General features: G+C 36.1%; 14 protein-coding genes. 5 read left to right on the top strand and 9 right to left on the bottom strand.

The window, feature by feature from the left end:
• The 6 genes from ACW8TM_RS04790 to ACW8TM_RS04765 form a co-directional block, all read right to left on the bottom strand.
• Positions 1–1,272 carry a hypothetical protein gene (locus ACW8TM_RS04790; RefSeq protein ID WP_491532143.1) on the bottom strand — a complete coding sequence of 424 codons (1,272 nt, stop codon included), beginning with the start codon at positions 1,270–1,272 and terminating at the stop codon, positions 1–3.
• On the bottom strand, positions 1,265–1,954 hold the full coding sequence (locus ACW8TM_RS04785; protein ID WP_491532142.1) for a ribbon-helix-helix protein, CopG family: 690 nt from the start codon (positions 1,952–1,954) through the stop codon (positions 1,265–1,267). Before ACW8TM_RS04785 ends, ACW8TM_RS04790 begins: the two co-directional genes overlap by 8 nt.
• Before the next feature lie 42 nt (positions 1,955–1,996).
• On the bottom strand, positions 1,997–2,161 hold the full coding sequence (locus tag ACW8TM_RS04780; RefSeq protein WP_491532141.1) for a hypothetical protein: 165 nt from the start codon (positions 2,159–2,161) through the stop codon (positions 1,997–1,999).
• A gap of 202 nt (positions 2,162–2,363) precedes the next feature.
• A complete protein-coding gene (locus ACW8TM_RS04775) occupies positions 2,364–2,774 on the bottom strand; it encodes a type II toxin-antitoxin system VapC family toxin (RefSeq protein WP_491532140.1) in 411 nt (136 codons plus the stop codon).
• 4 nt (positions 2,775–2,778) lie between these two features.
• Positions 2,779–3,018, bottom strand: a complete 240-nt coding sequence (locus ACW8TM_RS04770) for an antitoxin VapB family protein (RefSeq protein ID WP_491532139.1) — start codon at positions 3,016–3,018, stop codon at positions 2,779–2,781.
• 80 nt (positions 3,019–3,098) lie between these two features.
• Positions 3,099–4,142 (bottom strand): M42 family metallopeptidase, encoded by a 1,044-nt coding sequence (locus ACW8TM_RS04765; RefSeq protein WP_491532138.1) that lies wholly within the window; start codon positions 4,140–4,142, stop codon positions 3,099–3,101.
• A 558-nt stretch (positions 4,143–4,700) separates the two neighbouring features.
• Here ACW8TM_RS04765 and ACW8TM_RS04760 point away from each other — a divergent pair.
• The gene (locus ACW8TM_RS04760) at positions 4,701–5,393 is read left to right on the top strand and encodes a DUF8196 domain-containing protein (protein WP_491532137.1); all 693 of its coding nucleotides are present in this window, start codon (positions 4,701–4,703) and stop codon (positions 5,391–5,393) included.
• A gap of 33 nt (positions 5,394–5,426) precedes the next feature.
• Here ACW8TM_RS04760 and ACW8TM_RS04755 read toward each other — a convergent pair whose 3' ends face one another.
• On the bottom strand, positions 5,427–6,872 hold the full coding sequence (locus ACW8TM_RS04755; protein ID WP_491532136.1) for a tryptophanase: 1,446 nt from the start codon (positions 6,870–6,872) through the stop codon (positions 5,427–5,429).
• 144 nt (positions 6,873–7,016) lie between these two features.
• Here ACW8TM_RS04755 and ACW8TM_RS04750 point away from each other — a divergent pair, with 144 nt between their 5' ends.
• The 3 genes from ACW8TM_RS04750 to ACW8TM_RS04740 are packed head-to-tail and all read left to right on the top strand — an operon-like array spanning position 7,017 to position 9,952.
• Positions 7,017–8,027: a hypothetical protein gene (locus tag ACW8TM_RS04750; RefSeq protein WP_491532135.1), complete on the top strand. Its 1,011-nt coding sequence runs from the start codon at positions 7,017–7,019 to the stop codon at positions 8,025–8,027.
• Between the two features lie 40 nt (positions 8,028–8,067).
• Positions 8,068–8,688: an IS607 family transposase gene (locus ACW8TM_RS04745; protein ID WP_491532134.1), complete on the top strand. Its 621-nt coding sequence runs from the start codon at positions 8,068–8,070 to the stop codon at positions 8,686–8,688.
• Positions 8,663–9,952, top strand: a complete 1,290-nt coding sequence (locus ACW8TM_RS04740) for an IS200/IS605 family accessory protein TnpB-related protein (protein ID WP_491532133.1) — start codon at positions 8,663–8,665, stop codon at positions 9,950–9,952. Before ACW8TM_RS04745 ends, ACW8TM_RS04740 begins: the two co-directional genes overlap by 26 nt.
• A gap of 145 nt (positions 9,953–10,097) precedes the next feature.
• Here the strand turns inward: ACW8TM_RS04740 and ACW8TM_RS04735 are convergent, their stop codons facing one another.
• On the bottom strand, positions 10,098–10,763 hold the full coding sequence (locus ACW8TM_RS04735) for a CehA/McbA family metallohydrolase (RefSeq protein WP_491532132.1): 666 nt from the start codon (positions 10,761–10,763) through the stop codon (positions 10,098–10,100).
• A gap of 109 nt (positions 10,764–10,872) precedes the next feature.
• On the opposite strand from ACW8TM_RS04735, the gene ACW8TM_RS04730 reads away from it, so the two are divergent.
• Positions 10,873–12,390 carry a S8 family serine peptidase gene (locus ACW8TM_RS04730; RefSeq protein WP_491532131.1) on the top strand — a complete coding sequence of 506 codons (1,518 nt, stop codon included), beginning with the start codon at positions 10,873–10,875 and terminating at the stop codon, positions 12,388–12,390.
• Between the two features lie 16 nt (positions 12,391–12,406).
• Here ACW8TM_RS04730 and ACW8TM_RS04725 read toward each other — a convergent pair whose 3' ends face one another.
• Positions 12,407–13,441, bottom strand: coding sequence for a succinylglutamate desuccinylase/aspartoacylase family protein (locus tag ACW8TM_RS04725; RefSeq protein WP_491532130.1), 1,035 nt, complete (start codon positions 13,439–13,441; stop codon positions 12,407–12,409).
• Positions 13,442–13,597: the final 156 nt, after the last annotated feature.

Below are 13,597 nucleotides of genomic sequence, written 5' to 3'. Positions count from 1 at the left end.
TTATTCACGTATTTTTAGCCATCCTTCCATTCTTTCCCATTTCCATTCATATTTTTCTGGTACTGCATATCCGTAGACTATGCACCCTCTCCATACACTGTATTTTGGTTCTTCTGTTATTTCGACGTTTACATTTTCTATTCCCTTTTCTTTTAGTAGGATTTCTATTTTTGTTACTGAGTTTATTGCTGTTGGCTTGAATTCCTGTGGTGCTTTCCATTGGAAGTTTCCTCCTGATAGTAGTATATGTCTATATAGGTGTGGTTGTAGTTCTACTGGGCATCTTTCAGCTGCCTCTATTATTGCTTCTCCAAAGTCTATCATTCCTCTAAAGTATATGTCTCCAATTTTCACGTCTTTTGGTTTTGGCATTCCTCTTCTAAAGTAGCTTTGATATATTTCATGGTTTGGATTGAATACGTATTCTCCTATTAGAAATCTAGTCCAGCTTTCCATACCTAGATCTATGATTATCCTTGTATTTGGCACTCTGATTTTCGCTCTATATTTTTCTGGATTTTCCTTTGCTTCTCTAATTGCTTCATTTAGATTTCTTGGTATTAATCCAATTTTCTCTTTAACCATTGTTACTAATGCTTCTTCTCTTGCTAGGTCTCCATAGCCTGCATCCTTTAAAATTTCACTTGTTAATGTGTTTGCATCGCTTCCTCCTCTATTAAGTGCAACTATGGCTGCACGTATTGGGTAGCGGGATATTGGGCATATTTGAGTGTTTCCATGTCCGCTTTCTAGTACTATGCATGTTGGCACTTTATGGGCTATTGCTACTGCTAGTGGTTGGGGTATTATTGTTACTGCCTTTACTAGTTTTTCTTCTTCATCTATTTTTCTATGGATTTCAAATAGTTTTTCATACATGTATCTTGGCGCTACTGATGATAGTGATGCTACTACATAGAAGCCCTCAAAGTCTGGTTCTGGTGGCTTGAATTGCTTTAAGCCATACTTTGTTAACTCGTATACTACTCTCCATGCCTTTTCATCATCTCTTGCAATTACCCCATTTCTCATTGGGTAGATTAGTCTTGTTGATAGGTCTTCTGTTGCTTCTAGGTATAGTGGTATGTCTTTTCCAACTATTACGTCGCTTGGTACTGCCATTATTTGATACATGATTGATGTTGTGTCTGGGAAGTATCCTCTATTTTCAACTATTTCTGGTGTTTCCCCTAGAGTTATTGGCCCATACTTATAGTAGCTTGTCCCATAGTCTTCTGCGAAGGTATATTTTCTCTTATATTCTTCACTCAATTCTAGTCAACTCCTCAATATCCTTTTTATATATTTTAATCAAATATTTCTTTAAGGCTTCTCTAATTAGCTCTGAGGTTGTTAAACCTAGTCTTCTAGCGTTTTGAATGTAGGAGTGTTTTATTGAGCTTGGAACTCTTACTGATAGAACTTTTAATGTTTCACCTTCACATAATATTCTTATGATTTCACTTGGCTTTAATCCATTTCCCCTAAATTTTCCTCTAATATTGAATATTTTCTTCTTATTATATGCTGTGAGCCATATTATTTGTCCTCCAAAATCTATTATTGCTGAGAAGGATTCCTCACTTTCTCCAAGCCATTTTAAATTATAGCTTTTAATCCAGTTCTTCAATCTATTAAAGTCTATTTTGCCCTTAACTGATATTGACAAGATACATTTTGAATTAAATTTTAATGCTGTTTGGAATAATTTGTCTATGAATTCTAGGTTCTTGGTTTTTGAGATTCTCCATATCATTGATATAGTTTTATTTGATTTTTGTGGGTATTGGAAAACACTTATAGATCCACTTTTAAATATGTGTGATCCACCCTTAAAACCTACATATTCCTCAATATTCCTTAATTTTTCCAAGTATTCATATAGATAGTCTTGTAATTCGAAGTTTCCTGTTTGTTTGAAGTATACTTTTATTCTTCCTGTAACTTCAATCATTTTATTTCACCATTAAACTTGTTTATTGCTTAGTTTGGTGATTTAGAAGTTATATGGCTTCATTCTCTTTGACTTATGGTATAATTCATGTTCCTCTATTAAGTGTCTTAAGACATTGCTTAGGCTCCTTGCCTTCAATTTATTCTTTAGCTTTAACAATTGAATAAACACGTCTTTTTTTATCTTGATTGTTATTTGGTTTGACATTAAATCACCATGCGTATACGAATTAAATTATTATTTAAAAAATAGATGTCCACTTGGGGGGAGGGGGTAGGTGAAATCTCTCAAGTCTATTAAAGTTTTGGTGATATGCTAGATTATAGGATAAATTTAATGTAAACTACTTAATGGTTTAATGAATTTTTGTGGATGTGGTGTGTTGAGTTTTCATTCGTTAACCTTAATTTTAATATGTTACTATTTCTAGTTCTGTTATGTTTTCGTAGTGTTTCCTGTTTCTAGTCACTAGTTTTAGTCTATGTGTTATGGCTGTGACTGCTATTATAAGGTCTGCTAATCCTATTGGTTTTCCAATTTTTATTAGGTGTGCTAGTTTTTCAGCTGTTTTTCTTGCTATTCTTTCCGTGTAGGGTATTATGTCGAAGCGCTTTAATTCTTGCTCGGCGATTTTTAGTTTTTCTTTTAATTTGGCTTTGTTCCTCCAGTGTGATAGATATACACCAAGCATATATTCATGGAAAGTTATAGTTGAAATTGCCACATATGCTTTTTCTTCATCTATCTTTCTGGCAAGTTTTACTGCTTCTGTCTTTCCTCTTATAAGGTCTATTAAATAACTGGTGTCTAGTAAATACATTTTTTCACTTCTTTTTGATCAGCTCTCTAATTCTCTTTAAGTCTGCTATTAATGTTGCTTCTCTGATTTTCTCTATCAGTTCTGCTCCTTCCTCTGTTATTGTTTTTGATCCAGCTATTTCAAGTAAGCTTCCCCTTCTTGAGGATAGAAGCTTTTTTATTACATCGCTAAAGCTTTCCCCTGGACCTTTTAGCTTTTTTAGTTCTTCATAGACTTCATCTGATATCATTATTGTTTTCGCCATAAAATCACCATGCATATGTATATACATATACATATTTATGCCTTTTATTGTTATTTTATTAAGTTTGTCGATATCACCGCCTATATTTCTGATATTGTTTTTACGAATTCTGTTACTAGTTTTATTGTGTTTTTTAGGTCTTCTATGTGGGTTATTGCTACTGGCCCATGTATGTATCTGCATGGTACTGCTACTGTTCCACTTGGTATTCCTGCTTTTGTTAGATGTATTGCTCCTGCATCTGTTCCTCCTGCTGGTATCTTTTTGAATTGGAATGGAATGTTCTTCTTTTTTGCTACGCTGACTAGTGTTTTTAGGATTTTTGGATGTGTTATGGTTGTTCTGTCTACTATGGTTATTACTGGTCCGCCTCTGAGTTTGGCTGATATTCTATCTCTCCTTACACCTGGTATGTCGTTGGCGAATGTTCCTTCTAGAGCTAAGGCATAGTCGGGATAGATTTGCCATGCTGCTGTGCGTGCTCCTCTTAATCCTACTTCCTCTTGTACTGTTCCTACTGCAGTTAGATTGAATGGTGTGTTCTTTAATGCCTTGAATACTTGTATTAGTACTGTGCATCCAGCTCTGTCGTCGAAGGCTTTTCCCATTAAGTACCCCCCGTCTAGCTCTATGAATTTGATATCGAATACACCTGTTGTTCCAATGGTTACTCCTTTTTCTTCAACTTCCTCTTTACTGCTTGCTCCAATGTCTATGAATAGATCCTCTATGGGTATTACCTTCTCTCTTTCCTCTGGCTTCATTATGTGTGGTGGCTTTGTTCCAATAACTCCTTTTACATATCCTTTCTCACCTTTTAGTAGTATTCTCTGTCCTGGCATTACTCTATTTACTATTCCTCCTAATGTGTGGAAGCGTAGGAATCCATTTTCAGTTATATTTGTTATTAGGAAGGCTACTTCATCCATGTGGGCTGTAATCATTATTTTTGGATACTTGTCTCTTCCATGGTGATGGAAGAATATGTTTCCAAGCTTGTCAACTTTAACTTCATCTGCAACTTCTTCAAGTTCTTTTCTTAATATTTCACGTACTTCATCTTCACTTCCAGGCGGTCCAAAGGCATTTGAAAGTGAAGCTAAAAGTCTTACTTCATCCTCCAATTTTAACACCATTCTTCACTTAACTTCTCTCTTGTAGTTAAGCCTTATGTGTTAACAAGGCTTAAGGGTATCAGGCCGCTATACTATATTCAGCTTATAGGGATTATACTTGTTTCAATTTATGTTGCATTTAGCCTTGAGGATATACGTTTCACTGCCGAGATGGTAAATGGACTGGTGTTATAAGTCTAATTCAAAACTCAACTAGAGTTTCAGCGATGCTTATTGGAGGATACTTGTATCAAAATGTGAATCCAGAATTTGTCTTTATAATTCCATAATAATTGACTTGTTTATTAGGATGCCTATATTGAAAACTGTTCCTGAAACACTTAGAGAGAAGCTTTAGATGTATTTCAAGAGTTTTCTGTTAATTTATCTAGGTATTTTATTGTTGATGTTCTAGGTTTGCATGAAATTTACTTTATGAATTATAAGTTATTATCACCTTTTCTTAGGGGTTTCTTAGGGTTGATGTTGACATATTTGTCGCACTTTATTGTTAGTAGGGAGTTAGATTTTAAATATCTGCTACACTTTAATTTTCATGGTGATTTATTGAGTATAAGTTCTGATCTTTATGAGTTTATTGTTAAGGTTGTGGAGGATAAAATTAGGGATTTAAAGGTGAGGAGAGAGGATTTTGAGAAGCTAGTTAAAGCTGTCAATAGGCTTTCTAATACTCAAGTCAAATTTGAAGAGAGATTAAATGAATTAGTTAAGAGGATTAATGAATTGACCTTGGCTCAAGCTAAAACTGAGGAGAGATTGAATGAGTTAATTTCAGTTCAGACTAGAACTGAAGAGATGATTAATCGTTTGGCTTTAATGGTTGATAAGCTTGTCTCTGGAATAAATTCTTTAAGAGTTGAGGTTGGTAGGTTAAGTGAAACTATTGGATTCGGACTTGAGGATATTGCGAGAACTGTTCTTCCAGGCTGGTTGCATAAACATTTAAATATTGATATTGAGGGTTTGAGTAGAAGGTTTTTCATTGTGGATGGAGAGGAGATTGAGGCTAATCTTTATGGAGTTGGTAGGCGCGGAGACATTAGAGTAGTAGTTTTAGGGGAGGTTAAGTCTAGAATTTATGAGAGGGATGTTGATGCCTTTCATTTTAAGCTAGAAAAATTGAGGAGAGTTGTTGAAGGAGAGATTATTCCTGTTATGTTTGGTTATTTGATTCATCCTTCAGCTGAGGTTAAGGCTAAGGGGCTTGGAATATTTCTTGTGGCATCTTATATGAAGTGATTTAGATTTACTTGATTACTTTAACTGTTATGCTTAGTAGTTTCCTAATTCTTTCTTGTATGTTTCATATAGTTTTATTCCCCATTCTTCAATGTCTCTTAGTCTTCCTAGGAAGAATCTTAGTACTGGTGGTTCATAGATCCATTCTAGTCCCTTCATTAATTCTTTATGCTCATATAGCCATAATATTCTGTCCACAGCGTAGTCTACATGTGATTTTAAATATACTCTTCTTGGGAAGGCTATTCTTACTAGTTCTAAGTCTGAGAATACTTCTCTTCCCTCTTCATCTCTTTCCATTGACATTGTCCCTCTTTCCATTGCTCTTATTCCTGATGCTATGTATAGGGCTGCTGCTAGTGTTCCTGCTGGATACTTATCTTGTGTTAGGTGTGGTAGGAATCCCATTGCATCTAGGTGGACTCCTAGTCCTCCAGGTGGCATAACAACTGGTATTCCCTCTTTGTCTAGTTTTTCTGCAAAGTATTTGATTAATTCTACTTCTGCTCCTATTATGGCTTCATTAATCATTTCTCTTAATCCCACTGTCATTGCCGCTAGTTCCCTCATTGACATTCCACCATAGGTGAAGAAGCCTTCATATACTGGTAGCCATTCCCTCATTTTAGTGGCGTATTCTTCATTATTTGTTGCTATGAACCCTCCTCTTACACATGTAATTTTTCTTGTGCTTGCATAGAATATATCTGCATAGCTGCACATTTCCTTCACTATTTCAGCTATACTCTTATTCTTATAGCCTGTTTCACGTTGCTTTATTAAATATGCATTCCAGTCCATCATGCTTCCATCTAAAACTAGCTTTATGTCATTTTCACTGCATATTTCTCTTACTTCTCTTAGGTTTTCCATTGAGAATGGTTGACCTCCAATTAGATTTGTTGCGGCCTCCATTCTTACGAATGCTATATTTTCTTTCCCATACTTCTTTATTACTTCCCTTAACTTCTCAGTATCCATATTTCCTTTGAAGGGATGTGTACTCTTAATTTTTAATGCCTCATCGGTATATAGTTCTAAAATTTTTCCTCCTGCAAGTTCGAAGTGTACCTTGGTTGTTGTGAAGTGATAATTCATTGGTATTACTTGTCCTGGTTTAATGAAGGTTTTCGCTATTATGTGTTCTGCTCCTCTTCCTTGATGGGTTGGTAGTACATAGTTGAAGCCTAAAATCTCCTTTACTGCATCTGTGAATTCATAGAAGTTTTTGCTTCCAGCATATGAGTCTTGGGTTGAAATCATGGCTGCTAGCTGGTCTATACTCATGGCATTTACGCCGCTATCTGTTAGCATGTCTAGGAAGATATGCTCGTTTTTTAGTAGAAAGGTGTTCCATCCTGCTTCTCTAATATATTTTAATCTTTCATCTATTGATGGTAGGCTTAGTTTCTCTATGTATCTTACTCTATATCCATCTACGTATAGTTCTCCACCTCTAAATGACTTTACAATTATCATTTTTTCACCAGTAAAATTTTAGGTTTGTATGAGTATAAGAACGTTGTAGTTAAAGTTTATCTTTTAGTTAAAAGTTAATGATTGTCTAGCTTTAATAATTAGCTTTAATTTAATTGGCTACTATATACTGTTTAGTGGTGTTTCATGAGGTTTAAATGTGGATTATATGGTAGGCCTATGGTTGAATTGGTTGGAGAGGCCTATAGGCTTGGTTTCGATGCAGTCTTCACTTCTCCTTCAAGGGAGGTTGCATTGAAGGCTAGAGAGCTTGGACTACTTTACGCTCCACTTGTTTGGATTCCTAAGACTGTTGATTTAAGTTTAGGTGTTGTTGATGCTTGGGGTAGGGGCGGTCTTTTCGCATTTAATAATTCTGGATGTATATTGAATTCATCTTTAATGGAGAATATTCTTTTTAGGATTGAGAGGATTGTTGATGAAACTGAAGCTGATGTAATTATTCTTGATGCATTGAGATTTCCAAGTCCTCATGACATGGAATTGTTTTTCTCATGTTTTTGTGGGTATTGTAGAGATTTCATGGAGTCTTTAAATATTAATCCTATAGAGTTGGCTGGAAATATTAGGAGGGCTGTTAGAAATTTACACTTATATCCGCATTTAAGTCCACTTGAACTTCATTCTCTACATATACTCTTCTATGTAAGGCAGAGGGCTGTTGAAAATGTATTGATTAATATTGATGATTTAGCTAGAAGTCTTGGTGTAGAGCTTTGGGGTGCATTTTTCCCGCCTAGTTTAGCTTGGATGGTTGGTCAGAACTATGCTGTATTAAAGAGGTTTATGGGTCAAATTCATGTAATGCTATATCACTCTGGTAGAGGTGCTGCATGTTTAAATCATGAGTTAGCTTCCTTGACTAGATTGATTTCAAATTTTTCTGGAGTTAGCTTGGAGGATGCATTAAATGTTTCATCATATTTAACTGGTGTTAAGGTTGATTTTCCATTTAATATGTTGGAGGAAGAATTACCATTAAATATTATTTGTGGTGAGTATTTGAGGGCTAGGCAGCTTGTAGATGATGCTATTCCAATATTCTGGTTTGATGAGCATTTTAATTCAATTTTAAGGGAAATGAAGGGTCTTTTTGATGTAATGGCTGTTTTTAGGCTGTTTCAGTTTATTCGATAAATTTAAATATTTTTGTATACTTTTAAATACTTGATAGATAATGGAGAAGCTGTATAAGCTTAGTGAGTTCGCTAGAATGCTAGGTGTTGCTCGTATCACGGTTGTTAAGTGGATTAAAAGTGGTAAAATTAGAGCGGTAAATATTCATGGTAGATGGTATATTCCAGAATCAGAGCTCGAGAGATTAACCGGGGGGTTATATGCTGAAGTAAAGAGGATAGCAATCTATGCTCGTGTAAGCGGTAATACTCAGAAAGACGACCTAGAGAGACAGATAGCTTCACTAGAGGACTATGTTAAGAAACATTTCCCGAAGTCAGAACATATTGTTGTAAAGGATATTGCTAGTGGATTAAATGAGGATAGAAGAGGACTAAGAAAACTCATTGAGATGTCTAGGAAGAGACAGATAGATGCCGTAATAGTAGCTTACAAGGATAGATTAACTAGGTTCGGGTTTACACATCTTGAAGAATTGTTTAAAGCGTATGGTGTTAGAGTTATTGTAGCATTCCATGAAGAGCCGAAAGACTACTATCAAGAGCTTGTTGAGGACCTTATCGCTATTGTTACCAGTTTTGCTGGTAGAATCTATGGTAAACGTAGTAGGAAGTATAAGAAGGTGGTGAAAGCAGTTGAACAAGCAGTTAAAGACCCTTAAGAGAGTCGTTGTCTTAGAGGGATGGACTAATAAGTATGGTAGGCAAGCTTTACGGGAGATCGATGAAGCTTATAGAAGCATGCTCCAAGAAATGGTAGAATACGCTGTAGAGCACAGAGCATCACAATCAACACTACATAAAGTCTTCTACCATAAATTTAGAGAAAAGTACCCATGGTTACCAACAAGAATTATCAAGGGATGCTATAGGGACGCTACTAGGAGAGCTAAATCGTTTAGAGAGCTTAAGAAGAAGGGTATTGCCAAAACCGAGAAGCCAACAGTTAAAAGGCTCACTGTAACGTACTCGGATTCTCAAGACTGGAGACTAGAGGATGGTGTAATCAAGGTAAAGACTCATAGAGGATGGGTGGAGATACACTATAGGAGCCATAAGCAGTTACATAGATACTTCTATAATGGATGGAAGGTTTCCAACGAGTTAAGGTTGAAACTAAATGGATGGAAGGTTACCGTGTACCTAACATTTACGAAGAACTTTGAAGTCATATATAGTCCCAGTAATGTTATAGCTGTTGATGTTAATGAGAATAATGTTACGATAGCTATGTTTAAGGATAGAAAGCTATGTGAAATATACAGAGTTGAAACTGGCCTCGGTAGACTGATTATAGCATACTCTGAGAGGAGAAAGAGGATAACAAGAGGCAAGTCAACGAAAACTAGAAGTGTAAGGAAAGTTCTTAGGAAGCTTAGGGAGAAAGAGAGGAAACAGGACGTAATCTACAAGACGGTGAGGATTATTGAGCAAATAGCAATTCAGAATAACGCTATAGTCGTTATTGGAAATGTACATAAAGGTAAGAAGGAAATGATAGAGAGGGCTGGAAAAAGCACTTTAAGACATAGAGTTCATCAATGGAGTGTATCAGCTCTTATAGAGGTACTAAACAATAAGCCATTATACGTAGTTGAAGTATCTGAATCATATACCTCATCTATTAATCCATTTACTGGTGAACGAATCCACAAGTTCTCTCCCTCGATGACCCGCTTTGCGGTGAGAGGGAGAAAGAAGACAAAAGTAATCAGGATTCAGCTAAGACTGGCTAAGCTAGGTAACGGATTAGTTCTAGATAGGGATGTTATTGGAGCAATTAATATTGGGTTAAAATATCTCTCTTCAGATGGGAGCCCCGTGGCGTTGGGCTCGACTGAGCCCCATGAGGTGCGGGTGAGGCTGGTGAGCCCGCACCAAGGGCTAACCCCGCCCATGGAATTAAAAATATTGAAAACTAATTAAGAATATCGTGAGCGAGGAAACGCCTGGTGGATTATAGGTTTTTATGGTTAAAATCTGAAATGTCTAGTTTTGATTGATGATGGTGTATTTTAATATTAGAATCATTTTATATGGTATGTTTTTCTTGTTCCCATTTTCTAAGTATTTATTGGCTACGTATTTTTATTTTGTTTATCATGTATTCCATTCCTATTTTTATTCTTGTTTTAATTGGTGATAGTTTTCCATGTATTTCTATTTTATTTTTCTTTATGGCTTCTAGTATTTCATCTATTTTCAAGCTGTTTACATTTATGGTTGTATATGCATTGGCTATGTCTTGTGGGTGATGGGCGTCGCTTCCAGCTGTTACTGGTAATTTTAGTTTTTCTGCTAATTTTAGCCCCCTCTTTATTAGTATGGATGTTGGATATTGTGAGTTTATTACTTCTATTGCATTTGGCTTATTTCTAATCCATTTATTCATTTTGAATCTTCCTATGGCTGGATGTGCTATTATGGTTATGGCATTATTCTCTCTTGCCCATTCAATTGCTTCTTCATATTCTATTTTCCCAGTTGTTTTTGGCTTCTCTTCTATTCCTAGGATTATTAGGTGTCCTGCATTGGTTTCCACTTCTATTCCTGGTATTACTATGAAGTTTTTGTCTTTGTTTAATTTCTTTGCTTTTATATATCCTTTAATTGTGTTGTGATCTGTTATGGCTATTCCATTTAACCCCTTTTTCTTTGCTATTTTTAATATCTCCTTTATTTCTCCATGTCCGTCTGAATAGATTGTATGTATGTGGAGGTCTATTTTTATAGGCATTTTCCTCAGCTTCTACTATAATTCATTTAAAATTATTTTACTATTCTTTGAATATTAGGTTAATAATATTTTTATTGATGCTTGAGTATTTGTTAGTAGATGTGACGTTATGAGGAGTAAATTTACTTTTCTCTTAATAGTGCTACTTTTACTTCCATTGCCTCTATTAACTGTAACTATTGGCGTTGCTTCTAGTAGACGTGTTCCAGTTATAATTATGTTTAAGGATGAATGTGACGTCGACCTAATTAAACGTCTAGGGGGACATGTAAAGGTTTCATATAAGTTTAAGCCTGCTGTAGCTGCAGTTATACCTGAAGTTGCTATTGAAGTTTTAAGGAGAAATCCGAGGGTTAAATTTGTTGTCTATGATCTCCCTATTAAACCTGTCGGACAAGTTGTTCCATGGGGTGTTGAGAGGATAGGTGCTCTAACTGTTCATGCCTCTGGGAATATGGGTGCCGGCGTTAATGTAGCTGTTCTTGATACTGGTATTGATAAGGATCACCCTGACCTTTCATATGTTTTTGAGTATGATTTTTCAGGTGATAATGACCCAGATGCACAGGATTATGATGGGCATGGAACTCATGTAGCTGGAATAATAGCTGCTTTAGATAATGATATTGGAGTTATCGGCGTAGCTCCAGAGGTAAACTTGTATATTCTCAAGATTTTTACTGATGATGGTAGTGGCAGTTATAGTGATGCAGTTGAAGCTTTGGAGTGGTGTATAAATACTTATTATGATGATGTTGAAGGAAATGAAATACATGTCATTTCAATGAGTTGGGGTTCAAGTGCTAATCTCGGCGACCCTGGAATTGAGTCTTGGATAAATGAAGCCTATAGTCTTGGGATAGTTCTTGTGGCTGCAGCTGGAAATGAGGGTAATCCTCCAGGTAGAGGTGATAATGTAATTTATCCTGCCAGATATGAAAATGTTATTGCAGTTGCCGCTACTGATGAAAATGATGAACGTGCTAGGTGGTCTAGTACTGGTCCAGCTGTTGAACTTTCAGCTCCAGGGGTAAATATTCTATCCACCTACCTAGATGGATATGCATATGCTAGTGGAACTTCAATGGCATGTCCACATGTAACTGGAACAGTCGCACTTCTCCTAAACACTCCGGTTGATGTAGATTATGACTTTGATGGTGATGGTGTATGGGATCCAGACGAAGTTAGAAAGAAGCTCCAGGATACTGCTGATGATCTTGGCCCTGAGGGTTGGGATGAAAAATATGGTTATGGACTTGTTGATGCAGATGAAGCCTGTGGATTAGAGGCGCCTCCACCATCTGAAGGAACAATGTATGTTCAGGATATTTCAATGTGGTATGTTAGACGGGGAATAAACTATATTATCTATACACAGGTTACAATTTATGACACTAATGGCTCTCCAGTCTCAGATGCAACTGTCTATCTTGAAACTCAGCTTCCGGATGGAACGGTAATGAGCTTTTCTGATTTAACTGATAGTGATGGAGTAGTAGTGTTTAGTTTGCGGTCAAGACTTGAGGGAACCTATACTTCAACAGTGATTGATGTAGTGAAGTCTGGTTGGACTTATGATTCAAGTTTAAATGTGGAGTCCTCTGAAACATTGACTGTTCCCTAATCTTCCTCCTTTTAACTTATTTTTCTGGTAGCTGGTCTTTCTCATGGGTGAATACGTAGGCTATGTTTGCTCCTGTCTGTACTGCTTGTAGGCTTCCAGATGTTCCTAACATTTGTCCACATGGATATGCCCATGTATATCCATCTACTGGCATAAATACTTCTTCTATTACTTCTCCATATAAATTGTAGATTTCAGCCACCTTCTCCCCTTTCCTAATGAATTCCCCTGGCTTCTTAAAGTATCTTATTAATCCACCCCTATTTGCACGTAGGATGCCATAGAATCTATTTGTTCCTGGTATGATTTTTATTCCTGTTTGGGGTTCTATTTCTCCTTCAATCATTTTGAATTCCTTCATTATGTTTAGTATTGCTCTAACTCCAACTGTTGTTGAGGGCTCTGATATCCATCTTCCATCTATTAATTCAAATAATAGTACTGGTATTCCATTTCTATCAGCTAAGTTGTCTAGAGTTGGAGGTGCATCTTCACCTATTGGCTCCTCTGAGACTATGGTTGTTACTCCAGCTGCCCTTGCCATTCTCAATAATTTTTCTCTAGTCTTTGGATTTGCAATATTTATCCATTGATATATTAGTGAGTCTGGCCTTGTGTTGCAGTGTATGTTCACTATTAAGTCTGATTTACTCCATGCTTCACTCCATAGGGCATAGGCTAGTCTTTCAGTTGTATTTCCATTCGACCTATCTGCTCTTACTTTTCCTACATCTAGATTATCTATCCATGAAAGATATAGGTGGTGCATGAAGGCTAATGGATTCCCAACTGGAATTCCTATTATTGCTCCTTTAAGCTGATTTGGCTTTACTTCTCTTAGCATTACTCTATGGATTACTTCTATTCCTTGAATTTCTATTCCATGTTGTGTTGACATTAAGAGTAGGGTTGGTCCATCTTCAATTCCATTCATTACTAGAATTGGAATATCGATGCTGACATTATTTATTAATTCAACTCCTCTTATTACTCCCTTTTTAAGCTCTCCTTTTTTAGCGATAACATTACCTATGCTAATTTCATTTGGCATTTAAATTCCCCCAAATAATACAGTTTGTTTATGGGATAAAAGCACTTTGATTAATTCAATTCTACTTGATTTGAGGGTAATAATCTGCCTAGTATTTGTACTTCGCTTTCAACAACTTTTTCCCATTTCTCAAATTTTTCTAAGAATTTTTCCGGC

This window comes from Candidatus Culexmicrobium sp., from assembly GCF_058356305.1.
This window is presented reverse-complemented; position numbering and strand designations above follow the sequence as displayed.

Coding starts and splice junctions, on each gene's coding strand:
- ACW8TM_RS04770 (WP_491532139.1), bottom strand. CDS start 3,018: ATGGCGAAAACAATAATGATATCAGATGAAGTCTATGAAGAACTAAAA.
- ACW8TM_RS04775 (WP_491532140.1), bottom strand. CDS start 2,774: ATGTATTTACTAGACACCAGTTATTTAATAGACCTTATAAGAGGAAAG.
- ACW8TM_RS04750 (WP_491532135.1), top strand. CDS start 7,017: ATGAGGTTTAAATGTGGATTATATGGTAGGCCTATGGTTGAATTGGTT.
- ACW8TM_RS04780 (WP_491532141.1), bottom strand. CDS start 2,161: ATGTCAAACCAAATAACAATCAAGATAAAAAAAGACGTGTTTATTCAA.
- ACW8TM_RS04725 (WP_491532130.1), bottom strand. CDS start 13,441: ATGCCAAATGAAATTAGCATAGGTAATGTTATCGCTAAAAAAGGAGAG.
- ACW8TM_RS04730 (WP_491532131.1), top strand. CDS start 10,873: ATGAGGAGTAAATTTACTTTTCTCTTAATAGTGCTACTTTTACTTCCA.
- ACW8TM_RS04755 (WP_491532136.1), bottom strand. CDS start 6,872: ATGATAATTGTAAAGTCATTTAGAGGTGGAGAACTATACGTAGATGGA.
- ACW8TM_RS04785 (WP_491532142.1), bottom strand. CDS start 1,954: ATGATTGAAGTTACAGGAAGAATAAAAGTATACTTCAAACAAACAGGA.
- ACW8TM_RS04745 (WP_491532134.1), top strand. CDS start 8,068: ATGGAGAAGCTGTATAAGCTTAGTGAGTTCGCTAGAATGCTAGGTGTT.
- ACW8TM_RS04735 (WP_491532132.1), bottom strand. CDS start 10,763: ATGCCTATAAAAATAGACCTCCACATACATACAATCTATTCAGACGGA.